This is a genomic window from Luteibacter sp. HA06 (assembly GCF_054061215.1).
In genome coordinates, this window is record NZ_JBSSDZ010000001.1 from 3,844,607 (window position 1) to 3,868,017 (window position 23,411).

23 protein-coding genes and 1 pseudogene are annotated in these 23,411 nt (G+C 65.5%); 13 read left to right on the forward strand and 11 right to left on the reverse strand.

Annotated features, from left to right (window positions below; translation table 11 throughout):
* Positions 1 to 80: 80 nt before the first annotated feature.
* Positions 81 to 2,321, reverse strand: a complete 2,241-nt coding sequence (locus ACVWWJ_RS17730) for a patatin-like phospholipase family protein (protein ID WP_456968925.1) — start codon at positions 2,319 to 2,321, stop codon at positions 81 to 83.
* A gap of 241 nt (positions 2,322 to 2,562) precedes the next feature.
* Here ACVWWJ_RS17730 and ACVWWJ_RS17735 point away from each other — a divergent pair, with 241 nt between their 5' ends.
* From ACVWWJ_RS17735 to ACVWWJ_RS17755, 5 genes are all read left to right on the forward strand, one after another.
* Entirely contained in the window at positions 2,563 to 4,134 is a 1,572-nt protein-coding gene (locus ACVWWJ_RS17735) for an MASE1 domain-containing protein (protein ID WP_456968926.1), read from the forward strand.
* Complete coding sequence (locus ACVWWJ_RS17740) at positions 4,131 to 4,757, forward strand: response regulator (RefSeq protein ID WP_456968927.1); 627 nt, start codon at positions 4,131 to 4,133, stop codon at positions 4,755 to 4,757. The genes ACVWWJ_RS17735 and ACVWWJ_RS17740 overlap by 4 nt, the downstream gene beginning before the upstream one ends.
* Positions 4,758 to 4,844: 87 nt before the next feature.
* Complete coding sequence (locus ACVWWJ_RS17745; RefSeq protein ID WP_456968928.1) at positions 4,845 to 5,276, forward strand: response regulator; 432 nt, start codon at positions 4,845 to 4,847, stop codon at positions 5,274 to 5,276.
* A gap of 181 nt (positions 5,277 to 5,457) precedes the next feature.
* Positions 5,458 to 6,438, forward strand: a complete 981-nt coding sequence (locus ACVWWJ_RS17750; RefSeq protein WP_200851628.1) for a formylglycine-generating enzyme family protein — start codon at positions 5,458 to 5,460, stop codon at positions 6,436 to 6,438.
* The gene (locus tag ACVWWJ_RS17755; RefSeq protein ID WP_159891493.1) at positions 6,435 to 7,154 is read left to right on the forward strand and encodes a MarC family protein; all 720 of its coding nucleotides are present in this window, start codon (positions 6,435 to 6,437) and stop codon (positions 7,152 to 7,154) included. Before ACVWWJ_RS17750 ends, ACVWWJ_RS17755 begins: the two co-directional genes overlap by 4 nt.
* Here the strand turns inward: ACVWWJ_RS17755 and ACVWWJ_RS17760 are convergent.
* The gene (locus ACVWWJ_RS17760) at positions 7,129 to 7,569 is read right to left on the reverse strand and encodes a secondary thiamine-phosphate synthase enzyme YjbQ (RefSeq protein ID WP_159891495.1); all 441 of its coding nucleotides are present in this window, start codon (positions 7,567 to 7,569) and stop codon (positions 7,129 to 7,131) included. The two genes, ACVWWJ_RS17755 and ACVWWJ_RS17760, sit on opposite strands and share 26 nt — an antisense overlap.
* Positions 7,570 to 7,588: 19 nt before the next feature.
* Positions 7,589 to 8,177 (reverse strand): annotated as a pseudogene (gene pdxH / locus ACVWWJ_RS17765) (pyridoxamine 5'-phosphate oxidase).
* 21 nt (positions 8,178 to 8,198) lie between these two features.
* Here pdxH and ACVWWJ_RS17770 point away from each other — a divergent pair.
* Positions 8,199 to 9,008: a kinase gene (locus tag ACVWWJ_RS17770; protein WP_456968929.1), complete on the forward strand. Its 810-nt coding sequence runs from the start codon at positions 8,199 to 8,201 to the stop codon at positions 9,006 to 9,008.
* Positions 9,009 to 9,146: 138 nt separating this feature from the next.
* On the opposite strand, the gene ACVWWJ_RS17775 is transcribed toward ACVWWJ_RS17770, so the two are convergent.
* Complete coding sequence (locus ACVWWJ_RS17775) at positions 9,147 to 9,989, reverse strand: NAD-dependent epimerase/dehydratase family protein (RefSeq protein WP_456968930.1); 843 nt, start codon at positions 9,987 to 9,989, stop codon at positions 9,147 to 9,149.
* A gap of 7 nt (positions 9,990 to 9,996) precedes the next feature.
* Here ACVWWJ_RS17775 and ACVWWJ_RS17780 point away from each other — a divergent pair, with 7 nt between their 5' ends.
* From ACVWWJ_RS17780 to hemE, 4 genes are all read left to right on the forward strand, one after another.
* A complete protein-coding gene (locus tag ACVWWJ_RS17780) occupies positions 9,997 to 10,527 on the forward strand; it encodes a shikimate kinase (RefSeq protein ID WP_456968931.1) in 531 nt (176 codons plus the stop codon).
* Positions 10,527 to 11,594 carry a 3-dehydroquinate synthase gene (aroB, locus tag ACVWWJ_RS17785; RefSeq protein ID WP_456968932.1) on the forward strand — a complete coding sequence of 356 codons (1,068 nt, stop codon included), beginning with the start codon at positions 10,527 to 10,529 and terminating at the stop codon, positions 11,592 to 11,594. Before ACVWWJ_RS17780 ends, aroB begins: the two co-directional genes overlap by 1 nt.
* Positions 11,595 to 11,661: 67 nt before the next feature.
* The gene (locus ACVWWJ_RS17790) at positions 11,662 to 11,925 is read left to right on the forward strand and encodes a WGR domain-containing protein (protein ID WP_159891503.1); all 264 of its coding nucleotides are present in this window, start codon (positions 11,662 to 11,664) and stop codon (positions 11,923 to 11,925) included.
* Positions 11,915 to 12,988, forward strand: coding sequence for a uroporphyrinogen decarboxylase (gene hemE, locus ACVWWJ_RS17795; RefSeq protein WP_456968933.1), 1,074 nt, complete (start codon positions 11,915 to 11,917; stop codon positions 12,986 to 12,988). The genes ACVWWJ_RS17790 and hemE overlap by 11 nt, the downstream gene beginning before the upstream one ends.
* A gap of 84 nt (positions 12,989 to 13,072) precedes the next feature.
* On the opposite strand, the gene ACVWWJ_RS17800 is transcribed toward hemE, so the two are convergent.
* The 5 genes from ACVWWJ_RS17800 to purT form a co-directional block, all read right to left on the reverse strand.
* Complete coding sequence (locus tag ACVWWJ_RS17800; protein WP_456968934.1) at positions 13,073 to 13,585, reverse strand: tetratricopeptide repeat protein; 513 nt, start codon at positions 13,583 to 13,585, stop codon at positions 13,073 to 13,075.
* Positions 13,586 to 13,588: 3 nt separating this feature from the next.
* Positions 13,589 to 15,916, reverse strand: coding sequence for a penicillin-binding protein 1B (gene mrcB / locus ACVWWJ_RS17805; RefSeq protein ID WP_456968935.1), 2,328 nt, complete (start codon positions 15,914 to 15,916; stop codon positions 13,589 to 13,591).
* 97 nt (positions 15,917 to 16,013) lie between these two features.
* Positions 16,014 to 16,862 (reverse strand): NAD-dependent epimerase/dehydratase family protein, encoded by an 849-nt coding sequence (locus tag ACVWWJ_RS17810; RefSeq protein WP_159891511.1) that lies wholly within the window; start codon positions 16,860 to 16,862, stop codon positions 16,014 to 16,016.
* A complete protein-coding gene (locus ACVWWJ_RS17815) occupies positions 16,859 to 18,577 on the reverse strand; it encodes a hypothetical protein (protein WP_456968937.1) in 1,719 nt (572 codons plus the stop codon). The genes ACVWWJ_RS17810 and ACVWWJ_RS17815 overlap by 4 nt, the downstream gene beginning before the upstream one ends.
* A gap of 57 nt (positions 18,578 to 18,634) precedes the next feature.
* A complete protein-coding gene (gene purT / locus ACVWWJ_RS17820; RefSeq protein WP_456968938.1) occupies positions 18,635 to 19,816 on the reverse strand; it encodes a formate-dependent phosphoribosylglycinamide formyltransferase in 1,182 nt (393 codons plus the stop codon).
* A gap of 124 nt (positions 19,817 to 19,940) precedes the next feature.
* Here purT and ACVWWJ_RS17825 point away from each other — a divergent pair, with 124 nt between their 5' ends.
* Positions 19,941 to 21,437, forward strand: a complete 1,497-nt coding sequence (locus ACVWWJ_RS17825) for a transglutaminase-like domain-containing protein (protein ID WP_456968939.1) — start codon at positions 19,941 to 19,943, stop codon at positions 21,435 to 21,437.
* Positions 21,438 to 21,518: 81 nt separating this feature from the next.
* Here ACVWWJ_RS17825 and ACVWWJ_RS17830 read toward each other — a convergent pair whose 3' ends face one another.
* Complete coding sequence (locus tag ACVWWJ_RS17830; RefSeq protein WP_456968940.1) at positions 21,519 to 21,902, reverse strand: DUF423 domain-containing protein; 384 nt, start codon at positions 21,900 to 21,902, stop codon at positions 21,519 to 21,521.
* Positions 21,903 to 21,983: 81 nt separating this feature from the next.
* Here ACVWWJ_RS17830 and ACVWWJ_RS17835 point away from each other — a divergent pair, with 81 nt between their 5' ends.
* Both ACVWWJ_RS17835 and ACVWWJ_RS17840 read left to right on the forward strand, forming a co-directional pair.
* Positions 21,984 to 22,601, forward strand: coding sequence for an SCO family protein (locus ACVWWJ_RS17835; protein ID WP_159897063.1), 618 nt, complete (start codon positions 21,984 to 21,986; stop codon positions 22,599 to 22,601).
* Positions 22,598 to 23,044: a copper chaperone PCu(A)C gene (locus ACVWWJ_RS17840; RefSeq protein WP_456968941.1), complete on the forward strand. Its 447-nt coding sequence runs from the start codon at positions 22,598 to 22,600 to the stop codon at positions 23,042 to 23,044. The genes ACVWWJ_RS17835 and ACVWWJ_RS17840 overlap by 4 nt, the downstream gene beginning before the upstream one ends.
* Positions 23,045 to 23,141: 97 nt before the next feature.
* Here ACVWWJ_RS17840 and ACVWWJ_RS17845 read toward each other — a convergent pair whose 3' ends face one another.
* Positions 23,142 to 23,411, reverse strand: coding sequence for an acylphosphatase (locus ACVWWJ_RS17845; RefSeq protein ID WP_159897067.1), 270 nt, complete (start codon positions 23,409 to 23,411; stop codon positions 23,142 to 23,144).

The following is a 23,411-nucleotide window of genomic DNA, read 5'->3' on the forward strand; positions in this document are numbered from 1 at the left end:
CGGTTACCTGCAGAGTGCTGCCCGTCCGGCCTTTCGATAAGCGAACTTTCACCCTATGCGCGTAGGTAAAACTACCGGACTCACAGTCTGGGGCGCAGTAGTGAGCCGAAGCTCAGGTAGACAGCGGTGTGTCCACCTGCTGCGTGGCCCAGGCCGAGGAAGACCGGACCCAGGGGAGACTGCACGCCCGCGAAGATGCTTCCCGCGTAGATGAGCGAGCCCATGCTGACGTCGTTCTTGTTCTGCCATGTGTTGCCGGCCTCGAGGCTCATGCCGATGAAGATGGGCGTGGAGAACAGGGCGTCGAGGTTTCCCGTTCGACGATAAAGCACCGCTCGCCCGAGAAACGACTGGTTACCGTGGAGCGACCTTTCACTGTAACCGGAGAGGTTGAGGAAGCCGCCGAGGAAGCCCTGGCCCTCGAAGAAGTTGGAATTGTCTATCGCACTGGAGGCACGCAGGCCGAACAGCAGGTGGTAGCGTCCGGTGCTCATGCCCCAGTCCGGCACCCAGTCGGCGACAACGCGCGCGACGTCCCCTTTGACATCACCGCCAAGGACCGGCCGGTACATGTCGTACTCGAGATTGACGTGCGCACCGCGCGTCGGGAATGCCGCATTATCCAGGCTGTCCCAGTCGACCTTGGCTCCCGCAGAGGCGAAATCGGAGATACCACTCGGGAAGGTCGTCGGTGAACCGACGCGCAGGTCTCCGTTGTCGCGGCCGCGCGTGAATACCGTCGACACCCGCCAGTAGGACGCAGGTGTCCAACCAAGCTCGAAGCCACCAATGCTGCGCCGGATTCGGTATTCGGCCAGCTGGTGCGTCGCGCCGTGGTCGAAGACGGGTATGTCTTCGTTACGCAGCACGGCGAACGGCATTACGTACGCGGTAGCGCCCTGCCCGAACGGTTGGTAGAACTCGGAGCGAATGCCGCCGATGCGACCGCTCCATAACGTGTTCCGCCATTCGCCACCACTGTCGTTGAGATTGGTCGCGGTGATCTCGGCGGAGATCAGATACTCGCTGCGGCCATTGAAATCGTCATCCAGCTGAAAGCCCATCTTGCCGTAGATGGGTCCCCACGATTTGTCGACGGGCGTGAGGCGGATACCGCGATCCTCGCCCCGCTCCACCAGGTGATAGTCGACCTGCTGGTAGCTACCCTGCCCATAGATGGTACCGATACGTGCTTCGACATCCTTGGGATCGAAGGGCTTGCCCACCTCCGGCTGCAGACGGCTACCCGCGAATGTGCCGCTGTGCGTGCTCTTGGTATCCACGTCGATGAAGGCAACGAGTTTCGGATCGAACTCGCGCTGCCGGTGAGTGTCCTCGAAGGCTTGCCACGCCGGCGGCGACGCGGTGAGTGCACGCAGGCGTGGGAGCGCCGCCTCTGCAGCAGCGCGGCCTATCGCGATGGCCTCCTGCGCCCGGTTGAATTCTCCCGCCCCTAGGTTGCCCAGGGCAGGACGGATGAGTATGTCCTTGTCCTGCAGGGCGCCCAGCTGGCGCGCCGTCTTCTCGGCCATCAGCGCACTGACCATCTGGTTGAGCAGGGCCACCGGATTGGTCAGGGTCGACTGCTCGGCCAGCGGCGAGCCGACGTCCACCACGATGAGGCGATCTGCGCCCATCTCGCGCACTACGTCGATCGGCACATTGTCCATCAGGCCACCGTCGACGAGGAGCTTGCCATCGACATTGGTGGGCGCGAATGCCCCGGGAACCGACATGCTGGAGCGGATCGCCAGCGGGAGGTCGCCGTGCGCGAAAACCACGGGCTTCCCCGCCACGATATCGGTGGCCACCGCGCGGAACGGTATCGAGAGATTGTCGAAGTCGCTCACATTCCAGGTCGAGATCAACAGGCGGCGCAGGAGAAGGAGGAGCTTCTGGCCCTGGACGACGCCTGCGGGTGTAACGATATGGCCATTCTTGTAGCCAACTTCGAAGTTCAGCAGATAGCGATAATCGGCATCTTTTCGCCGCATCGGCTCTTCGACGCGGTCGGGATCGTCTGAAAAAAGGTCTTTCCAGTCGAGTTGGCCGATGACATTGGCCATCTCGTCGGAGCTGTACCCGGCGGCGTAAAGGCCGCCGACGATCGAGCCCATGCTGGTGCCCGCGATCCGACAGATCGGAATGTGCTCGCGCTCCAGTACCTGGATCACGCCGATATGGGCGGCACCACGCGCCCCGCCCCCGCCGAGCACCAGGCCGACGCAGGGCGAAGGGTCGCGCGGCGCGGCGTGCGCTGTCGTCACGCACGCGAGGAGGCCGAGTGCCAGTATCGGCAGCCATGGAATGGACAGGCGCATGCGGTTTGCCCTTGTCGGCATCGGTTCCGAAGTGTCGTCCGCGGAACGGCCGAGGGGCAGCGAAGAACAGGACCAGGTAACTGCGCAGATTTACTTAGACAGGAATGAGACGGCCGTCCAGATGGCATACACCCCAAGCGGGTATCGCACGCGTATAGTCGACCGGGGGTGCGGCGGGGGCCGCCCCTGACTGTCACGACAGCTGGTCTGGGCTACCCCTGCGGGGGTGGCGGGAGAAGCAATGACGCAGGCGTTGGCATCGAAGCACAACGTAACCCATTGGTGTGGGGGCGTCTTCGCGGGCGTCATCGCTGCCCAGTTGCTGTCCGCCGCCCTGTGGAGCCACCAGGGCGGAACGCACATCGTCTGGTTCCCCGGCGCCGTGCTCCTTGGCGCCCTGCTTGCCGTGCCGCGGCGCTCCTGGCTCGCGCTCATGGGCGCCGCCCTGCTCGGCCTGGTGGCCACCGGCGTGGCCTTTGGTCTGCCGCTGACCGATACAGCCCTGGTGGTGTCGCCGGCGGTGCTGCTTACTCCGGTGGCCGCGTGGCTGCTGCAGCTCGTTCCCTCCTATGCGCCGCCTCTGGAAGACTTCACGCGGCTCTACGTCTTCGCCGCGGTCGCGGTGTTCGCGCTACCCGCGGCCTGCGCGACGCTCATCGAACACGCCAGCCACTACACGTCGTTCCGCGGGACGGTGCTCAGCGACTGGCCGAACATCGCGCTCGCCCATGCCCTTGGTTACGTGCTGTACGTCCCCGTGTGGATAAGCGTGCGGAGCCCGGAGGCCGCGGTACGCCACGAGCCGCGCCTTCCCACCGATTTCTTCCTGCTCATGGTGGTTTCCATCGCCCTGCTCGGGGTGGTCTGGTACGGCTATGGCCAGCACGCGGAGCTCGTACCCGTGCTTTGCCTTGCGCCGGCACCGATCATCATCGCCGCGATCATCCGGGCGCAGATGACCGGCAGTTCCATCGCGGTCTTCATCATCGTGATCATGGCCGGCCACCTGAGCGTAAGCGGACACGGTCCGTTCATGGCATCCACGCCGCAGCAAACCACGCTGGCCCTGCAGCTGTGGACGATCACCGCAGCGCTATCCGCCCTGACGCTGGGCGTCGTGGTAGAGCAGCGCTTCGCCAGCCGCCGCGCGCTCGGCTATGCCCACGACGAACTACGCGAGATGACCGGCCGTATCATCGCCACCCAGGAGCAGGAGCGGGCCCGGCTGGCGCGCGACCTCCACGATGACATCAACCAGCGCCTGGCGGCGGCCTCGATCGGCTTGAGCTCCCTGCGCCGACGTGTACCACCCGCGATACAGGCAGAGGTGAATCACATCCAGCACCAGGTGATCGCTTTGTCGGAGGATGTTCGCCAGTTGTCACACGAGCTTCATCCAAGCTGCCTGCACCATGCCGGCTTGCGGGATTCGCTTGAAGCCCTGTGTCATACGTCGCGCCGGCCCCGTGCACCGCACGTGGTCTTCATCGCGGACCGGGCCATCGACGTACTGTCGCCGGATATCGCGCTGTGCTTCTATCGCGTCACGCAGGAGGCCCTGGCAAACGCGCTTCGTCATGCCGAGGCTAGCCAGGTGACGATCAAGGCGTCGGTAACCAGCGACCTTGCGTCGCTGTGGATCTTCGACGATGGTAAGGGTATCGATCCCGCCGAGTTGCCGTCATCGGGCCCGGGGATCGGTCTGATCAGCATGAACGAACGCGTGAAGCTGCTGGGGGGCAGCTTTGAATTACGTACCGCACCGGGGAAGGGAGTGGATTTATGCCTGCGCATTCCGTTGGAAACGAATTGACCTGCGACGTCCTACCTCGCATCGTATTCGCCGACGACCACCGCATGGTCGCCGAAGGCATCGAGCGGCTGCTCGATGACGACTTCGAGCTTGTCGCCCTGGCCCAGGATGGTCGCAGCCTGCTCGATGTCGTCGAACGTGAAACACCCGACCTGATCCTGTCCGATATCAACATGCCCGGCGGCAACGGGCTGGATGTGCTCAAGACCCTGCGTGCCCGCGGCAACAGCACACCTTTCGTGTTTCTCACGATGCATGCCGAACCTGCCCTCGCGGCCTCGGCCATGCGCGCTGGCGCAAACGGCTATGTGCTCAAGGTTTCCGCCGGCGACGAGCTGCTTAGTGCCCTGCGCCAGGTATTGGCCGGTGGGACGTATGTCACGCCCTCCCTCGGAGCGCGATATTTGCGCGGACGCATGGCTGACCTGCACGAACTCACTCCCAAACAGCGCGAAGTGCTGCGTCTGGTCGGGTCGGGCCTGCGCTCCAAGCAGATCGCCGCGCAACTCGGCCTCTCGGTACGCACGGTAGAAGCGCACAAGTACACCATCATGCAGATACTGGACGTGCACAGCACGCTCGAGTTGGTACGGCGATCAGAGGACCTCGGCCTGCTGTTCTGAGCGGGGTACACGGAAGTAGATATACGCAGCGGTAGTCGCGTGCCTTTACGCTGGCTCGCACCCGCTGAGACGCGGAGAGTGTGAATCATGGACGACACGCCCTACACACGTTTCAGACCCAGCGTTGTCCTGGCGGATGACCATCCCCAGACCGCACACGAGATCGAACGCCTGCTTCGCGAAGATTTCGACGTGGTCGGCGTGGTGGCGAACGGAGCGGCGCTTATCTCCCTTGTCGAGATCCTGCGACCGGATGCTGTGGTCACGGACATCGCCATGCCCGTCATGGATGGCCTCGAGGCGGCGAGTCGCCTCGCCCTGAGTTGTCCCGGGCTGCCTGTGATATTCGTGAGTTGCCACGACGACGCCGGGATCGCGCGAAAGGCGCTTTCGGTTGGCGCCGCCTACGTGGTCAAAGCCTCGGCAGGCGAGGACCTCCTGGACGCTGTCCACGCCGCCCTTCGTGGCGATGCGTATGTGTCGTGCTCGGTACGCATCGGCTACCGCGACACTCCGTAAATCTACTTGAGCGGGAACCGTAGTTCCTCGGTCGCAGGGCCACCGTCGACGCGCGAGCATGAAGGCCGACATTCTTTTCCCCGTTCGCCACGGCAGGCGGAACACGGAACAGGCCACCACCACCCCCGGTGCCCTGCCGTCAACGTGGCGAGCGGGTCCTTATTACTTCAGGGAAGCGACCATGGCCCTCGCACATCCGGCACACCGTTATCCCGCCACTCCGCGGCACGACGACATGTTCCGGCTCGAAGGCGGCATGTTCCGTATGGGCTCGGAACGCTTCTATCCCGAAGAACAGCCGGTGCACCGTGTTCGCGTGGATGCCTTCCTTATCGACCGCACACCCGTCACCAATGCGCAGTTCGCCCGCTTCGTGGAAGCGACGGGCTATAAGACCTTTGCCGAGATCCCCCCGCGCGCCGAAGACTATCCTGGGGCGCTGCCCGAAATGCTGCACCCCGGATCCCTGGTGTTCGTGCAACCCGAGGGCCCCGTACCGATGCAGATCGAATACTGGTGGCGGTTCGTGCTGGGGGCAGACTGGCGACACCCTACCGGCCCCGACAGCAACCTCGACAATCTCGACGATCACCCCGTGGTGCACGTCACGGCATCGGACGCCGAGGCCTACGCTGCATGGGCAGGCAAACGCCTGCCCACCGAAGCCGAGTGGGAGTTCGCCGCACGTGGGGGGCTCGATCATGCCGAGTACGCCTGGGGCGACTTTCTCGAGCCCGCGGGCCACTTCCTCGCGAACTACTGGCAAGGGCGATTCCCGTACGAGAACACCGCCGCCGATGGGTTTGAGCGAACATCGCCGGTGGGGTCCTACGCACCGAACGGTTATGGACTGGTCGACATGATCGGCAATACCTGGGAATGGACGTCCGACTGGTACCGGGCCGGCCACGTGGCCGAAGTACAGAAGGCATGCTGCGTGCCCGCCAATCCCCGAGGCGGCGGCATGGAGCAGAGCCATGATCCGCGCACGGCAGGCCCCGCCATTCCGCGGCGCGTGCTCAAAGGCGGATCGCACCTGTGTGCGGCCAATTACTGCCAACGCTACCGTCCGGCCGCGCGCTATCCGCACCCCATCGACACATCGACCAGCCACATCGGTTTTCGCTGCGTCGCGGACATCGCACCGGAGGCGTCATCGTGAATACCGTCATTGCCTTCCTGCAAACCGCTGTCGACGCGGGCGGCGAACAGGGCGCACAGCTCCTGAGTCTTACGCAGGTGTTCACCCTGCTCTTCATCGTCATGGGGCCGCCGCTGAAGACCCCACTCGCCTACTACGCCCGCATGCAGACCTTCGATGCGGCCACGCGCAGAGGCCTCGCGTACAAGACCACTGCGCTGGCCACGATCGCCGTACTGATCGGGGGCTTCGTCGGCCTGGCGCTCCAGCGTAACTGGCAGATCTCGCTGCCAGCGATGCTGCTCTCGGGTGGAGTGATCTTCTTCCTGGTCTCGCTGCGGACGGTGCTGGACCAGTACACCGCGAGCCCCGTGCCGCATCCTGTGCCCGAAGGCACGGTGCCTGCACGACCGCCCGTGCCCAGCGCCTTCGACCTTGCCGTGCCGATGATCGTCACACCGTACGGCCTGGCAGGCCTCATAAGCCTGCTCGCATCGAGCCACACGATGGAACGCACGCTGGGCGTCGTTGCGATGCTTGTACTGGTGATGATCTGCCATCTGCTGGCCATGCGGTTCTCGGGCCCGATCATCCGCGGTATCGGACCGCTGCCGTTCAAGCTGTTCGGCACGATCATCGGTTCGCTCACCGTCGCGCTGTCCGTGCAGATGATGATTCTCGGTTACCGGGCGCTCACATCGACGCTCGCGGTCAGTGGCCCAATAACGTTACCGTGACCTTGCGCTGATGCGCTTCGTGGCGATGCTCATAGAGGAATAAGCCCTGCCAGGTGCCCAGCAACGGGCGCCCGCCGTGCACGGGCACCGAGAGCGAAACACCGGTAAGCACCGCGCGCACATGCGCGGGCATGTCGTCGGGACCTTCGTCCTGATGACGGAACAACGGATCGCCGTCGGGCACGAGCCGCGCGAAAAAACGCTCGAGGTCGGCCACCACGGTCGGGTCGGCGTTCTCGCCGATAAGCAAAGAAGCACTGGTGTGCTGGACGAACACGTGGGCGATGCCCGTCGTGACGCCGCTCGCCGAGACAGCATCGGCGAGTCGGTCGGTGATCTCGATGAGCGAGCGGCCGCGCGTGTGCACGGTAAACGTGGTCTGCGCGATGTGCTGTACGGGCTGGGCGCGGCTCATCGCGAACTCCGGTGAGGTATCAGGGGTAAAGCAGGCGGCTCGTCCAGCTTGTACCGTGTTCGGCGTGCACGATGCGTTCGTGCAGGCGGAACTCGGCGCCGTACCAAAACTCGACGCGATCCGGCTTAAGGATGTAGCCGCCCCAATGCGGAGGACGCGGAACGTCACGGCCTTCGAATTCTTTTTCGAAATGCGCTACGCGGTCTTCGAAGGTCTGCCTGTCCGGCAGTTCCTGGCTCTGCTTCGATGCCCATGCGCCGATCTGGCTGCCGCGCTGGCGACGCACGAAGTAGGCGTCCGACTCAGCGGCGGTGGCCTTGCTGACGCGCCCTTCGAAACCGGACCTGGATGCCATCGCGGATCTGCTTCCAGTGGAAGCACACGGCGACCTGGTCGTGCGCGGCCATTTCACCGGCCTTCGCGCTTTCGTAGTTGGTGAAGAACCCGAGGCCGTTCTCGTCGATGTGCTTGAGCAGGACGATGCGTGAATGCACACGGCCGCTGGCGTCCACGGTGGAGAGGTTCATCGCGGTGGGTTCGCGATCGCCGCTGGCTTTCGCTTCATCGAGCAGGCCGCGGAAGGTGTCGAGGATCTCGGGAGTCAGCATGGGTGGGCTATGCTTGCCGGTATGGAATCAGCCGATGCTATCACGCTCGCCGAGCAGGTCCTGGGGCGTTTCGCCGCGTCCGTCGAGCACGCCTCGTCGCCATTCATCCTGGGCATTTCCGGGCTGCAGGGCAGCGGCAAGAGCACGCTCGCGACCGAACTGATCGACGCCGCGCGCCGACGCGGCTGGTCCGCGGTGTCGCTCTCCCTGGACGATGTCTACCTGACCCGGGCAGAGCGCGAGTCGCTGGGCCGGGAGGTTCATCCGCTGCTGCGCACGCGAGGCGTTCCCGGCACCCACGACCTGGCTCTCCTCGCCTCGACGCTTGATGCGCTGGAGAAGGCCGCTCCCGAGCGCCCCGTTTCCATCCCGCGCTTCGACAAGGGACAAGACGATCGCTACGCCTTGCCGCTCTGGCCCGAAGTCCCACAACCGCCCATGCTGGTGCTCCTGGAAGGCTGGTGCCTCGGCCTCGAGCCGCAGGCGGAGGCCGATCTGGTCAAGCCGATCAACACACTGGAAGCCGAGGAAGATTCCGACGGCCTCTGGCGCCGCTGGGTGAACGCGAAGCTCGCCGATTACCTCTCGGTCTGGCGCCGCCTCGACGCCCTGGTGGTGTTGCAGGCGCCATCCTGGGGTGTCGTCGCCCGTTGGCGCGACGAAGCCGAGTGGCCGCTGCGCGCGCGGGGCGAGCCTCGTGCCATGGACGAGGAAGAAATGACCCGCTTCCTCCAGCACTACGAGCGCCTGAGCCGCCACGCGCTGGCTACGTTGCCGGCCAAGGCCGATCTTGTCGTGACACTCGATCCGGATCGCAATCAAACCGGATAGCTCGCTTCGCGAGCCCATGCCTTTATTGTGGGAGCCGCTTCAGCGGCGAATAGTGAATAAACCCGCTGCGCAGCAGCGCTCCCCCAAGGTTGCTGGCCTCGGCCCCCATCGAAGGAAAGCCAGAGCAGCGCCGCGTAGCTAAAGAAGCGCCGCGTAACCCATCCGCGCATCAGGCCAGCGGCACTGGAATCCCGATTCGCGCAGGCGTGCATTCGACATACGCTTGTTGCCGATGCCGGCGGCGGCCGGACCGTCGGGCGGAGGTGCCGCGCCGAGCAGGCCCGCGAGATAATCGTAGAGTTCGTCGACGGGCAACGGTGTGTCGTCGACACCGACGTAAACCGACGCTGGGGCATCCAGTGCGAGCAGATGCACAATCGCCGCCGCCGCGTCGTCGACGTGGATGCGATTGGCGAAGACGCTGCGGCCGCGCGGCACGGACACCTTACCCTCGCGCAGTCGGTCCAGCAGTTGCGTTCGTCCCGGCCCGTAGAGACCCGCCAATCGCAGCGACACGCCACCGACCTCGCGCGATGCCAGCCACCTTTCCGTATCTACGAGCACGCGCCCATTGAAGCCGGGTGGATCCACCGGCGTTGACTCATCCACCCACTCGCCGGCGTGCTCGCCATATACAGCTGTCGAGGAGACGAAAACCGTACGGCCCGGCACTGCCGGAAGCGCCTCCATCAGATGCCGGAGACCGTCGAGGAACACGTCCCGGTACGCCGCTTCGTCACGCGCATCCGGCGTGGGCGCGAAAACCACGGCATCCACCTTCGGCAGGTCGCGCAAGGTATCCGGGCGGGTCAGGTCACCGCGCAGCCAGCGTATGGCGGGGTCCGGCGGCATGGCGCCCCGGCGCAGCGCAAACACCTGCTTTCCCTGCGCCACGAGGCGCCGGGCCACCCGACTGCCGACGTCACCGGCGCCAGCGATGAGGACAGTTTCGTTCTTCTGCGGATGGCTTATTGCTAGCATGGGTGCGATGAATCCTTCGCCCAACCTGTTCCTCGTCGGCCCCACGGGGGCCGGCAAGACCACGATCGGACAGCGCCTCGCGGCGCACTATGGCCTGCCCTTCGTCGACCTCGACGTGGAAATCGAAGCACGCTGTGGCATGACGATCGCCGCGATCTTCGAAAGCGAAGGCGAGGCGGGTTTCCGGGCGCGCGAGTGCGAGCACCTGGCCGAGTTTAGTCTGCGCGACGGCATCGTGCTCGCTACCGGTGCCGGTGCCGTGGTCGCCCCCGCCAACCGTGAGTTGCTGATGAGCCGCGGCACTGTGCTGATGCTGGGCGTGGAAGTGAACGAGCAGCTTGATCGGCTGCAGCACGACCGCCTTCGCCCGATGATCGCCGGCGCCGACCGCCGGGGCCGCCTCGAAACCCTGGCCCACGATCGCAACCACCTCTACGAAGAAGTGGCCGACCTGATCTTCCGCGGGCGACACGAAGGCGTCGATGACGCCGCGCCGCGTGCGATCGCCCTCCTCGACCGCCACTGGAAACGCAGCTGATGGAAACCGTCGATGTCGCCCTTGCCGGGCGCGATTACAGCGTCTGGATCGGCCCCGGCCTGATTGCCGACAGTGCCCGCTGGCGTGCACGAATTCGCGGCAGGCACGTGCTGGTGGTCAGCAATACGACCGTCGCCCCGCTCTATCTCGCCGGGCTGGCGAAGGGGCTTGAGGGCCTGACCTGGGCGTCCTACCTGATCGATGATGGCGAGACACACAAGACGTTCGCCAACGTCGGCCACGTGCTCGAAGCCCTCGGCAAACTCGGCGCCACGCGCGACGCCTGCGTCATCGCGCTCGGCGGGGGCGTCGTCGGCGACCTCGCCGGTTTCGCCGCATCCTGCTGGATGCGCGGTATCGACTTCATCCAGGTACCCACCACCCTGCTGGCCATGGTCGATTCGTCGGTCGGCGGCAAGACGGGCGTGAACCTGCCCGCAGGCAAGAACCTCGCCGGCGCCTTTCATCAGCCGCGTGCCGTCGTCGCCGATGTGGACGTCCTGTCCACACTGCCGCAACGCGAATACCGCGCGGGACTGGCCGAAATCGTGAAAGGCGCAGCCATTGGCGACCCGGAATTTTTCCTCTGGCTCGAAACTCACGCTGATGCACTGGCGAGGCGCGACCCCGACATCCTGATCGAGGCGATCGCACGCAAATGCCGCTACAAGGCGGGCGTCGTCGCGCGTGACGAAACCGAACAAGGCGAGCGCGCCTTGCTCAACCTTGGCCATACCTTCGGGCACGCACTGGAGACCGCTGGCAACTACAGCGAGATCCTGCACGGCGAAGGCGTCGCCATCGGCATGGTGCTGGCGGCCCGCTTGTCGGAGAAGCTGGGCATGGCATCCTCTGCGGATACCCAGCGCCTCACCGCCCTGCTCCAGCGCCTTGGCTTACCGACGACGCCGTCGCGCGAACACGCCGCCAGCCGCCTGCTCGACCTGATGCGTCTGGACAAGAAGAACACCGCGGGCACGCTCAGGCTGATCCTCTGGCGTGGCATCGGCCGCGCGGAGATCGTGTCCGGGGTGCACGACGCCGACGTGCTCGCCGTGCTGGATTGACGCATACCGTGCGTACCCCCGGGCGACCGCCTACAATGATCGGCCCTGCGCCAGCCCGGATCGTTTGATGCGGATCTACATGCAAACCATGCCCGAAGCGGCCGCGGAAGCGCCCCGCTTCGTCCAGATCACGCTGGAGCAGGATCTCCTCGGCGGCTGGACCCTATACCGCGAAGCCGGTATCCAGGGCGGCAAGACGACGCTGAAGCGCGAGGTCTACCTCGAACGCGACGCCGCCCAAGCCGCCTTCGAGAAAGCGCGCGATGCGCAGATCAAAAAAGGATTCAAAGTGATGTTCAGCCAGGGTCAGGAGTCCGCGCATGGCCGCTGACGTCCTCCGCAACGACCGTTTCCTCCGTGCGCTGCGCCGCGAGCCGACCGACACCACGCCGATCTGGGTGATGCGCCAGGCCGGACGCTACCTGCCGGAATATCGCGCCACGCGCTCGAAAGCCGGCAGCTTCATGGGCCTGGCGACGAATCCCGAGTACGCCTGCGAGGTCACGTTGCAGCCGCTCGCGCGCTTCGATCTGGATGCGGCGATCCTCTTCTCCGACATTCTCACCATTCCCGACGCGATGGGCCTGGGCCTGTCGTTCGCGCAGGGTGAAGGCCCGCGCTTCGAACGCCCGCTGCGCGATGCCGCCTCGATCGAGAAACTCGTCGTGCCCGATATGGACGGCGAATTGCGTTACGTCATGGACGCCGTGCGCCTGATCCGTAAGGAACTCGATGGCCGCGTCCCGCTGATCGGCTTCTCCGGAAGCCCGTGGACGCTGGCCTGCTACATGGTCGAAGGCGAAGGCTCGAAGGACTTCGCGCGGGTCAAGGCACTTGCCTGGAACGAGCCCGCCCTCGCCCACCATCTGCTCGACACCATCGCCCGCTCGGTTGCCGCGTACCTGGTTGCCCAGGCACACGCCGGTGCGCAGGCACTGATGATCTTCGACACCTGGGGTGGCCTGCTCGGCCCGTCGCCGTTCAAGGACTTCTCGCTGCGCTACATGGCGCAGGTGGTCGAGGCACTGAAGGCCGACCCGGTCAGCCGCGACCTTCCGGTCATCCTGTTTTCCAAGGGCGCCAGCGGCCAGCTCGAAGCCCTCGCCGATACCGGCTGCACCGGCCTCGGCGTGGACTGGACCATCGACATCGGCGAAGCGCGCCGCCGCGTCGGCGATCGTGTTGCCCTGCAGGGCAACCTCGACCCGTCGGTGCTACGCACCTCCCCGGAGATCGTGGCGCGCGAAGCACGGGCGGTACTGGATTCGTTCGGCAACCACCCCGGACACGTGTTCAACCTCGGACACGGCATCACGCCCGAAGTCGACCCGGAAAACGTGAAGGTACTGGTCGATACCGTGCATGAGCACGGGCGGGTTGTCCGGGCCCGCTGACTAATGTGGGAGCCGCTTCAGCGGCGATGCTCTGTGCAGAAGCATCGCCGCTGAAGCGGCTCCCACACAAAGCCGGCCAATCGATTAAAACCGATTAGGCCCCGCAATATGGCACTTCCCTACCTCAGCCCGGGCTGCCATGGCCTGGGTCTGGTCGTTCGCCTGCATGCGCATTTCGTAAATGGTCTGCCAGTTACGCGCGCAGAGGCTGCCCGACTTCGGGCCCATGTCGAACGACTGCCTCGCCAGCTTCTCGGCCAGCGGGAAATCCTGCATGCGCACTGCCACTTCGGCGCGGTCCTGGATCAGTTCCGGCGCCTGGGGCGCCATCTTCAGGGCCTGCACGAGCTTGGCATCCGCGTCCGGATAGCGGCCGGCCTGTTCGTCCGCCTGGGCGGCCTTTTCCAGGCCCTGCACGCCAGGATCGCGTAACGGGGCGACTTCGATCGCCGACTTCTCGCGCTCACCCGCAGCGCGGATCTGGGCGACGAGGTCGTAGGCGGGTTTGCTGGGACGGGTAGCCTGCGGCGGGGCGGGCTGGCTGCACGCCGCGACAAGCGCGACGGCGGCAATGGCACAAAAGCGAAGGCGATGCATGGGTCAATCCGTAGGATTACTGGGAACGGGCGGCGCCGGCTGGGCGTCACCGCCGCCGAACATACCCTTGAATTGCTGCCAGAAACAGCCCTCCTCGGCATCCGGCACGTAACCGGACACGAACGGGAACTGCCGGGCACCCTGACAGGAGGGGTCCGTGCGCTTGCCGGTCTGGGGGTTTACCCAGGCCATTTCGAGGCCCTGGCCCGGCGCCGCCGGCAACGCACGCGTCGGCAGCTTGCGGAACAGCTCCTGCCACACACGCATGCTGCCCGTGGCGCCATAGAGCCCGGTGGGCTTGTTGTCGTCGCGACCCATCCAGATCACCGCGAGGTGCTCGCCCGTGAAGCCGGCGAACCAGCTGTCGCGCTGGCTATCGCTGGTGCCGGTCTTGCCGGCGGCATGAAGCGAGCCCAGCGCTGAGTTGCCGATGGCAGCGGCGGTACCGCTGTTGACCACCTGCTGCATGGCCCACGTGGTCAGGCGCGTGGCTTCCTGGTATTCACCCTCACCGCCCTTCACCTCGTAGCGCTTGATCGCCTGCCCCTTGTTGTCCATGACGCCGCTCACCGCAATCAGCGGCAGCGCGTGGCCATCGGCAGCGATGTACTCGTAGAGCTGCGCCACCTGGTACGGCGACAGGTCGATCGCACCGAGCAATAACGACGGACTCGGGTTGACGTCTTCAAGACCGAAGGATTCGAGGAAACCCTTGATCCGTGGAACACCGACCTGCAAGCCCAGATGCACCGTGGCGAGATTCCACGAATGCACCAGCGCGTCGAGCATCGGCACCTGCCCGTGGATCTCGCGATCGTCGTTCTGCGGAGTCCAGGGCTTGCCGTCGGGCTGGGTCATGTTGACCGGCGTGTCGTCGACGATCGTAGCCAGGGACCATTTCGCCGGCTGCGACCAGGCGACGAGATACACCAGCGGCTTCACCAGCGAGCCGATCGAACGGCGCGCATCCAGCGCACGATTGAAGCCCTGGTCACCCGGATCGCGTGAGCCGACCATGGCCAGCACATTGCCACTGGCCGTGTCGGTGACCACGGCAGCGGCCTGGGCGGCCGCGCCACGCTTACCCAGCGACTTGGCGGTGGTCAGGATCGCCTGCTCCGTGTAGAGCTGGGCGGCCGGATCGAGCGTGGTGAAGATGCTGAGGCTGCCGTCACGCAGGGCCGCTTCATCGAAATCGGCGGTGATCTGCGACCGGACCAACTGCATGAAAGCGGGGAATCGGTTGTGCGGCAACTGTGCATTGTCGGCGACACCCAACGGCGTGGCCTGCGCAGCTTTGGTCTGCGCGTCGTCGAGCAGGCCCGTATCGTGGAACTGCTGCAGCACAAGGTTGCGCCGCGACAGCGCGCGATCCGGATAGCGGCGCGGATCGTAATAGCTCGGCCCCTTCACCAGGCCCACGAGCAGGGCGATCTCCTGTGGTCGCAGGTCTTCCAGGCGACGACCGAAGAAGAACTCGCCACCGGCAGCGAAACCGTGCACGGCCTGGCTACCCTGCTGGCCGAGGAACACCTCGTTGACATAAGCCTCGAGGATCCGGCCCTTCGAATAGTGCGCTTCCATCAACACCGAAAGGATCGCTTCGTTCACCTTGCGCAACATGTTCTGGCTGCGGTCGAGGAACAGGTTGCGCACGAGCTGCTGGGTCAGCGTCGAACCACCCTGCACGGCGTGGCCGGCGCGAAGGTTGGCCAGCGAGGCGCGCGCGATGGCGGAGAAGTCGATGCCGATGTGATGGTTGAAGTCGCGATCCTCGACGGCCTGCAGGCCCTGCACAAGCAGCGGCGGCACGTTTTCGAGGCGGACGATGCGGCGCTCTTCCTGCTGCGCGCCGTAGAGCGTGGCGATGCGCGCGGGATCGAGGTGGATCGCCTTGATCGGCTTGTCGTTCGTATCGTCGACGAGCTGGCTGACCTGCCCATTGGCGAGGCTCACGCGCAAACGATGCGGCAGCTCGCCGCCATCCGGACCCGAGTAGCCATGCGAAGCGATGATGAACCGCGATCCGTTCTTCGAATAGCTGCCCTGCACCTTGCCACCGCCTTCGTTGGTGTATCCGGCAAAGGTGAGCTCCAGCTCCAGTGTGCCGGGCGTCATGGCGCGGCCTACTTCCAGCGGCAGCGGTCGCGCGTAGACGCGCGTCGGCACCGCGAAAACGAGGTCGTTGAAGCGATCCTGCAGGCGGGCATTGAGGATCAGTGTGTAGGGCAGGAGGAAGCCGAACACGAGACCCATGACGAGCCAGAAGGGAATGCGCAGCCAGGGCCAGCTGGCGCGCAGGAGGGAGCCAAGACGATTCAGGAAAGCCAACGCGGGGAGGTCCTGGAGAAAGAGACGTAGCCGGATGATAGGGGCACTGCCCCGGCGCCCATCTGAACGAATGCTGGCAACTCGATGACCCGCATGGTCAGGAGACGGTCTTCCAGGTCTCCGAACCCGGAAAGAAACCCCGGGGATGGATGCCTAATGTCGCCGTCAGGTCGCCATTGTCGGCGATCAGGTCACTATCGAGACGCTTTACGGGTCCACGCACGGTCGAAGACATCCACCCTGCGGCGTTCAGGATAAATCGAGGAACCGGCAGGGGAAACGTTGTTGAACCGGCCGTCCGACGTGCCCGACGAAACATCTCGGCAGCGCTGAGCCGCTCACCGCCGCCTATGGAGAAGGTCCGGTTACGGCCAGCAGGAAGGGTCAGGGCGGCCACGATGGCGGCGGCGATATCGTCGGCGTGCACGGGTTGCCGCAGGCCGCGACCCGCAGGCAAAGGGAATACGTGACGACGCAGCGCAGCCTGAACTATCGGCGTCAGGCTCTTGTCCAGGCCGGCCCCATAGATCAGGGTCGGGCGAAAAATCGTCCACGGCATGCCCCGCGAGGCACAGGTCGTGCTCAGCTGGGTCTCGGCATCGCGTAGCAGGCGCGCCAGATTGCGCTCCTGCGGATCGGGCGAATCACGCTTGGTTTCGGCGCTCATGGACGAGGTCGCGACGATATGGGGCGTACCGGGGAGGCGGGTAGCCGCAAGCCAGGCTGCCAGGCCGTCCAACGGACCCAGGCAGACGATCGCCTTCAGCGCCGGCAACAGAGGCATGCCGCCGGGAAGATGACCGACCAGCCAACCGGGTCGATCGTCGCGAGGCTGCCGGCTCAATGCGAGCACCGACTCGTCGAGGGCGGCGAGGCGAGGCAGCAGGAAGTAACCGATCTGGCTCGACGCGCCGATGACGAGGATCTGCGAGCCGCCGTCGCTCATCGTCCCGTCGCGATGCGCTCATAAGCGCCCTGGAGGCGCGGGTCGTCAGGTGCGTAATGGCGCGCTCGGTCGAGCGCCTGGAAGGCGCCCTGACGATCGCCCTGCGAGGAACGCTGCAGCGCGCTGTCGATCCACGCACTACCCAGACGATGACGCATTTCGCCCTGCGAGGCATCGCCCGGGGCGAGATCGGAAAGCGTCGCATAGAGATCTTCGGCGCGCTTCACATTGCCGTTCGCGACGGCCTGCTGCATCAGTTTCTCGACCTGTCCCGGCAGCCCCTGGAGGCCCGCGCGGGCGGCGGGATCGTTCCCGTCGATAGCCAGCGCGTTGCGGTAAAGATCGTAGGCGCTGTCGCCGGGCGGATCCATGATGTCGCCGCGACTCGCCGCGGCCTGGGCCCGACCAACCAGCGCGACGACCTTGGCCTTCTGTTCCGGACTGACGGCCAACGATGCCTCGGCCGTGTCGCCGCCGGCCGCAGCGGCCGCGACCCCATCGGAAGCTGGCACATGTTTGGCACCCTTTGCCTCGCCGCCACCGATACGCGCACGCGCGGCAGCGAGTTCGGCGGACTTGGGCGCGAGCTTGGCGGCCTGGTCGAGCAGCCGTGACGCCTGGGCATCGTCTTCGCTGTCGAGCGCAGCGTTAGCCTGGACAATCAGGGCCTGGGCAACCTGCCCAAGCCCTGCCCTGGCGTCCGCGTTGTCCGGATCCGCTGCGAGGGCAGCACGGAAACGAGCCAGCGCGTTGTCGTCGCCATCGCCCGTGAAGCGCCCGGCGCGCATGGCATCGTTACCCTGCTGGATGAGCGCGGTGACGGCAGAGTCGTCCTGCTTGCGGTTTTCCGCCAGCGAGGCGCGCAGCGACGGCAGGTCGCCGTAACCCGGCACGAGAATCGCGATGCGGTCGACCAGCGCGTTCGCCTTCGCCCTGTCGTTGTCGGCAATGGCCTGGCGTGCCTGCGCAGCGAGCGCGTCGCCGACCTTGTCGAGGCCGCGGGCGGCGACGGCATTGGATTTATCCGCATCGAGCACGCGGCGATAAAGCGCACCGGCGCCGTCGTCGCCGTCGAGCTTCCCGGCAGCGAAAGCCTGCTGGGCCTGATCGATCAGTGAAGCGGTGTGTCCCTGCGGATTGCGCGCCTGCGACAGACGCGCGCTCAACTGCTCGACATCGCTACCGCCGCCGAGCAGTTCCCGGGCGACATTGAGTGCGGCGTCGGCCTCGTCGAGGCGGCCGGCGGTAAGCGCCTGGTCGGCGCGGGCGATTTCGGCCTGCCCGACGCGGCGAAGACCGTCACGGGCCTGGTCGCTGTCCGGTTGCTGGTCACGCGCCTTCTCGAACAGCTCACGTGCGCTATCGCCCTGCGTGCCGTCGAGCTTGCCGGCATCGAGTGCCTGGTTGGCCTGGGTGAGCACGTCGTTGAGTTCGGTGCTGGGAACGAGGTTACGCAGGCGGTCCTGCTGCAGCCAGAGGCCGGTCGCAGCGCCGATCAATACGAGCACCAACACCGGAATCAGCCAGCCGCGTTTGCGGGCACGACGCGGTGGCGGCGTGGGCCCGCCTGTGCGCCGACGCGGTTCGTCGACGACGAAATGCGGCAAGCCGTCGTCGACCGGCGGTGCCGGCTTGTCGAGGTCGTCGAGCCGACCAAGGGTCGGTTCGGTGCGTCCGCGTGGTTCGTGGTCGTTGGCGTCTCGGCGTCCGCTCATCGGTCAGGCATCTTCCCTAGGAGCGCAGCAGCTTAACATCGGGGTGTGAACGCCCGTTCAAAGCTCGACGCGGATGCGGCTCGCCGCACGCTTGGCTTTCTCCAGCGCCTCTTCGACCGTCGCACCACGAGCAAGCGTGACGGCCATGCGACGACGCCCACGCACCTCCGGCTTACCGAAGATCCGCAACATCGTGCCGGTTTCGGCCAGGGCGTCGGCAATGCCGTGATACGTCGGCGCCGTGCCCTCCCCCTCGACCAGCACGGCGCAGGACGCCGCCGGAGCGAAGACGTGAATTTCCGGCACGGGCAGGCCGAGAATCGCACGTGCATGCAAGGCGAATTCGGAAAGATCCTGCGAAATCAGGGTGACCAGGCCGGTGTCGTGGGGACGCGGGCTCACCTCGGAAAAAATGACCTCGTCGCCGCGCACGAAGAATTCCACGCCGAAAACGCCCCAACCGCCGAGGGCGGCCGTGATCGCGTCGGCCTGCTGCTCGGCCGATGCGCGTGCCTTATCGCTCATCGGTTGCGGCTGCCACGATTCGCGGTAATCGCCGTCTTCCTGGCGGTGGCCGATCGGTGCGCAGAACGACACGCCGTCACGGTGACGCACGGTGAGCAACGTGATTTCGTAGTCGAAATCGATGAAGCCCTCGACGATGACGCGACCCCGTCCGGCGCGACCGCCGGACTGTGCGTATTCCCAGGCGGCATCGGCATCGTCCGGCTTACGCACGACGCTCTGCCCCTTGCCCGACGAGCTCATCACCGGTTTGACGACGCAGGGCGTGCCGAGCGTGGCGATGGCAGCGAGGAACTCCTCGTGCGTATCGCAGAAACGATACGGCGAGGTCGGCAACCCGAGTGTTTCCGCAGCGAGGCGCCGGATGCCCTCGCGATCCATGGTGAGCCACGCGGCTTTCGCGGTGGGGATGACCTTGAGGCCTTCCTTTTCCATCTCGATGAGGGTCTGCGTGTGGATCGCCTCGATCTCGGGGACGACCAGATGCGGTTTCTCTTCTTCGATCAGCCGACGCAGGGCCGCGCCGTCGAGCATGTCGATCACGTGACTACGATGAGCCACCTGCATGGCCGGCGCATTCGGGTAGCGGTCCACCGCGATGACCTCGACCGCGAAACGCTGCAGCTCGATGGCGACCTCCTTGCCAAGCTCGCCGGACCCCAGCAGAAGCACCTTGAGGGCGTTGGGGGAATGCGGGGTGCCGAAGCTGGTCATGGGGCGGGTCCGGGTGGGATCGAAGCCCCCATTCTACCGGGCCGGACCACGACCAATGGGGTACTTGACTCCAGCCACGAAAGTGCTGTCATGCAGATGTCCCCAACAATCCGGAAGTACGCTCATGAGACGTCGTCTTGCCGCCGTCGCCGTACTGTTGTGTCTGACCGCCAATTCGGCCCTGGCGGATCAGCGCTGGATGACCGTTCTCCTCGACGGTCGCAAGGTAGGAAACCTCCAGATCGACCGCGACCAGGCGGACGACAAGGTGACCACCACCCAGGTGCTCAACTTCCGCCTGACCCGCGTGCACACCCCGATCCTGCTCGAAACCCGGATCAAGGCCGTGGAATCCCCGCTGGGCGCGCCGCTGGCGTTCTATGCCAGCACCAACATGTCGGCGCAGCAGAACCTCGTCCAGGGCGAGGTGCGCAACGACGGCGCCTTCCAGGTGGCCAACACCGTCGGTGGCCAGTCCAAGGTCAACCTGCTGATCTGGCCGACCGGCGCCTCGCTGGCCGAAGGGCAGCGACTGACCATGGTCGCCCAGGGCTTCAAACAGGGCACCACCTACCAGATCCGCAACTTCGATGCCGTGAAGCAACAGGTGGCGAACGTCCAGGTACTCGTGGTCGGCGACGAAATCATCGACATGCCGGACGACCGCAAGGAGACACTTCACCACCTGCGCGAGTCCCTCGTCGGCGTCACCGGCGACCACAGTGTCGACATCTGGATAGACAACCAGGGCTATATACGCCGCGGCATCTCGCCGCTGCTGGGTTTCCGCCTGGAAATGGCCGCGTGCAGCGAGGCCTGCGCCAAGGCACCCGACCAGGACGTCGACCTCCTCCGCGCCGCCATGATCCAGTCGCCACGGCCCATGGTGATGGGGCTGCGTGCCGCTGCGGTGCGCTACACGGTCACGGTGCGTGGCAACTTCCCGCAACCCTTCGTCGACACCGACGAGCAACGCGTGAGCTCCCTGGGCGACGGTGTCTACATCATCGACGTGGGCTTCGGCCACATGACCACCGATGAAGCCAGCCCCTCACCCGAAGACACCGCAGCGAACGCCTGGGTGCAGTCGGATTCGCCGCAGATCCGGGCGTTCGCGAAGCAGATCACCGGTGACGCGGCGAACGACCTCCAGCGCATGCGCCGCCTCCGCTCCTATGTTTCCGATTACATATCCAGGAAGGGCCTCGACGTGGGCTATGCGTCGGCACTGGAAACCATGGAGAGCCGCAACGGCGACTGCACCGAGCACGCGGTACTGCTTACGGCGCTGGCGCGATCGTTGGGCATACCGACGCGCGTGGTCACCGGCATCGTCTATGCGGAACGCATGGGAGGCGCGACGCGGGTATTTATTCCGCACGCCTGGACGCAGGCGTTCATCAACGGACGATGGATCAGCTTCGACTCGGCGCAACGGCGATTCGATTCGACCCATATCGCGCTGGGCATCGGTAACGGCGACCCCTGGCGGTTCTTCGCGGCGATGAGCACCCTAGGGCACATCACGATCGACCGGGCGATCGCGGCGTCGAACCTGATGGACTTGCCGATGCCCTCGGGAATTACGTCCAGCGCAGGGGGCGGCAAGGGGTCCAATTGATCGGATCCGATAGTCACGCAGAGCATCGCCGCTGAAGCGGCTCCCACAGGAAGCGCGCCCTCGCCTTATGTGGGAGCCGCTTCAGCGGCGATGCTCTGCGCGCAACGACAACCCAACCGCCACCCACCCAACGATAAACGCCACTCCGCCCACCGGCGTCACCAGGCCCACCAGCCGGGGCGCCCCCAGCGCGAGCGCATACAGACTTCCCGAGAACAGGACGATACCCACCGCGAACAAGGTCATCGCCACGGACTTCGCTCGCCCCGGCGGCAACCCGATCGCCGCGGCGAACAACGCCAGCGCGTGCCAGAAATGGTATTCCACGCCCGTATGCCAGATCTCCAGCCCGTGGTCGTCCACCACCCCGCGCAGGGCATGGGCACCGAAGGCACCGAGGGCGACCGCCGACGCGCCGGCGATACCGACGAGAAGGGCCTGGGTGCCGCTGACAGGTTGTCGCATCCGGAGGGTTCCCGTGGAATGAAGTGCCTGAACGCCGGCACAGGTGGCGTATCCTTCGCGGGATATGTCGCGGAGTGTCGCATGAAGCCTTCGTTCTCCCGCCGGGTCCTGTGGGCCTTGCTGATCCTGATCGCCCTTGTCGGTGTGGGCGGCTGCCAACGCCAGCCACAACCGGAGTGGAAGCTGACCGATGTATCCGGCCACCTGCCCGATCTCGACTTCCGGCTGACCGATGACAACGGCAAGGCCGTGACCGGCGCGGACTTCAAGGGCAAGGTCACGCTGATGTACTTCGGCTACACCCATTGCCCCGATGTATGCCCGCTGACACTGACCCAGTTGCACGTGGTGCTGGATCGCCTGGGACCGTCGGCCGACAACGTTCGCATCCTCTTCGTCAGCGTCGATCCCAAGCGGGATACGCCCGAGATCATGCACGCCTATGTCAATGCCTTCGACAAGCGCGCCGTCGGCCTGGTCGGTTCGGACGCCGACGTCGAAGCACTTGCCAAGCGCTATCGCTCCGCCTTCACGCGAGAGCCGGACCGCGGCAATGGCGTGTACGACGTCAGCCACAGCTCGGCCATCTATTTCTTCGACGCCGCGGGGAAGGCCCGTCTGCTGGCGACACCGTCCGCTTCACAGGACGACATGGTGCACGACCTGCACCTCCTTACTTCCCTGGGAGCACAGTCGTGACGTTACGCTCGCTTGCGATCGCCCTGCTGCTCGTTGCCGGTGTAGCCAATGCCACGGATTCTCCCACGGTCAAGGCCAGCAACGGCTGGCTCCGTGTGCTTCCAGGCAGCCTGCCTGCCGGCGGTTATGTGAGCTTCGAAAACGTGTCCGATCGCGCCGTGTCGATCGTGGGCGCGTCATCGCCGGACTATGCCGACGCGATGATCCATCGCAGCAGCACGGACGGCGGCATGGGCCGCATGGAAATGGTCGACAGTGTTCCGCTGCCGCCAAAGGGAACGGTGGCGTTTTCGCCGGGCGGCTACCACGTGATGCTGATGGACGCGAAGCATCCGGTGAAGCCCGGCGACAAGCTTGTCGTGACCTTCAAGCTTTCCGACGGCGAGACGCTACCGGTGACGCTGCTGGCAAGGCCGGCGAACGCGACCGGCCCCACGGACTGACTTCTGCCCGTTCCGGGTTGACATCCGCCCGTTCTGGGCTGACTTCCGGCTCCCACAACAGCTATGTCGCCCGAGATTTTACCGGTGGGGCGAGGTTTTACCGGGTAATGAAGTCCGATGGCGCGTCGTGTGCGCCGAGGTCTTCGCGGTAGAGCTCATTGACCTCGGCCGAGTCGGGGCCGTCGTGCAGCCATACCTCCAGCTTGTCGATGGCCGCCGCCTCGCCGTAGACGACCACCTCGACACTGCCATCCAGCAGGTTGCGGGCGTGGCCGGTGAGCTTGAGCGCCTTTGCATGCTCCCGCGCCGAAGCACGAAAGAACACGCCCTGCACCTTCCCCCTGACGACGAAGCGAGCGGCTTTCAT

Bases quoted from the DNA above. Each gene is read 5' to 3' on its own strand.
- ACVWWJ_RS17730 (WP_456968925.1), bottom strand. From the start codon at position 2,321: ATGCGCCTGTCCATTCCATGGCTGCCGATACTGGCACTCGGCCTCCTC.
- ACVWWJ_RS17735 (WP_456968926.1), top strand. From the start codon at position 2,563: ATGACGCAGGCGTTGGCATCGAAGCACAACGTAACCCATTGGTGTGGG.
- ACVWWJ_RS17745 (WP_456968928.1), top strand. From the start codon at position 4,845: ATGGACGACACGCCCTACACACGTTTCAGACCCAGCGTTGTCCTGGCG.
- ACVWWJ_RS17750 (WP_200851628.1), top strand. From the start codon at position 5,458: ATGGCCCTCGCACATCCGGCACACCGTTATCCCGCCACTCCGCGGCAC.
- ACVWWJ_RS17760 (WP_159891495.1), bottom strand. From the start codon at position 7,569: ATGAGCCGCGCCCAGCCCGTACAGCACATCGCGCAGACCACGTTTACC.
- ACVWWJ_RS17770 (WP_456968929.1), top strand. From the start codon at position 8,199: ATGGAATCAGCCGATGCTATCACGCTCGCCGAGCAGGTCCTGGGGCGT.
- ACVWWJ_RS17775 (WP_456968930.1), bottom strand. From the start codon at position 9,989: ATGCTAGCAATAAGCCATCCGCAGAAGAACGAAACTGTCCTCATCGCT.
- ACVWWJ_RS17780 (WP_456968931.1), top strand. From the start codon at position 9,997: ATGAATCCTTCGCCCAACCTGTTCCTCGTCGGCCCCACGGGGGCCGGC.
- aroB (WP_456968932.1), top strand. From the start codon at position 10,527: ATGGAAACCGTCGATGTCGCCCTTGCCGGGCGCGATTACAGCGTCTGG.
- ACVWWJ_RS17790 (WP_159891503.1), top strand. From the start codon at position 11,662: ATGCGGATCTACATGCAAACCATGCCCGAAGCGGCCGCGGAAGCGCCC.
- hemE (WP_456968933.1), top strand. From the start codon at position 11,915: ATGGCCGCTGACGTCCTCCGCAACGACCGTTTCCTCCGTGCGCTGCGC.
- ACVWWJ_RS17800 (WP_456968934.1), bottom strand. From the start codon at position 13,585: ATGCATCGCCTTCGCTTTTGTGCCATTGCCGCCGTCGCGCTTGTCGCG.
- ACVWWJ_RS17810 (WP_159891511.1), bottom strand. From the start codon at position 16,862: ATGAGCGACGGCGGCTCGCAGATCCTCGTCATCGGCGCGTCGAGCCAG.
- ACVWWJ_RS17815 (WP_456968937.1), bottom strand. From the start codon at position 18,577: ATGAGCGGACGCCGAGACGCCAACGACCACGAACCACGCGGACGCACC.
- purT (WP_456968938.1), bottom strand. From the start codon at position 19,816: ATGACCAGCTTCGGCACCCCGCATTCCCCCAACGCCCTCAAGGTGCTT.
- ACVWWJ_RS17825 (WP_456968939.1), top strand. From the start codon at position 19,941: ATGAGACGTCGTCTTGCCGCCGTCGCCGTACTGTTGTGTCTGACCGCC.
- ACVWWJ_RS17830 (WP_456968940.1), bottom strand. From the start codon at position 21,902: ATGCGACAACCTGTCAGCGGCACCCAGGCCCTTCTCGTCGGTATCGCC.
- ACVWWJ_RS17835 (WP_159897063.1), top strand. From the start codon at position 21,984: ATGAAGCCTTCGTTCTCCCGCCGGGTCCTGTGGGCCTTGCTGATCCTG.
- ACVWWJ_RS17845 (WP_159897067.1), bottom strand. From the start codon at position 23,411: ATGAAAGCCGCTCGCTTCGTCGTCAGGGGGAAGGTGCAGGGCGTGTTC.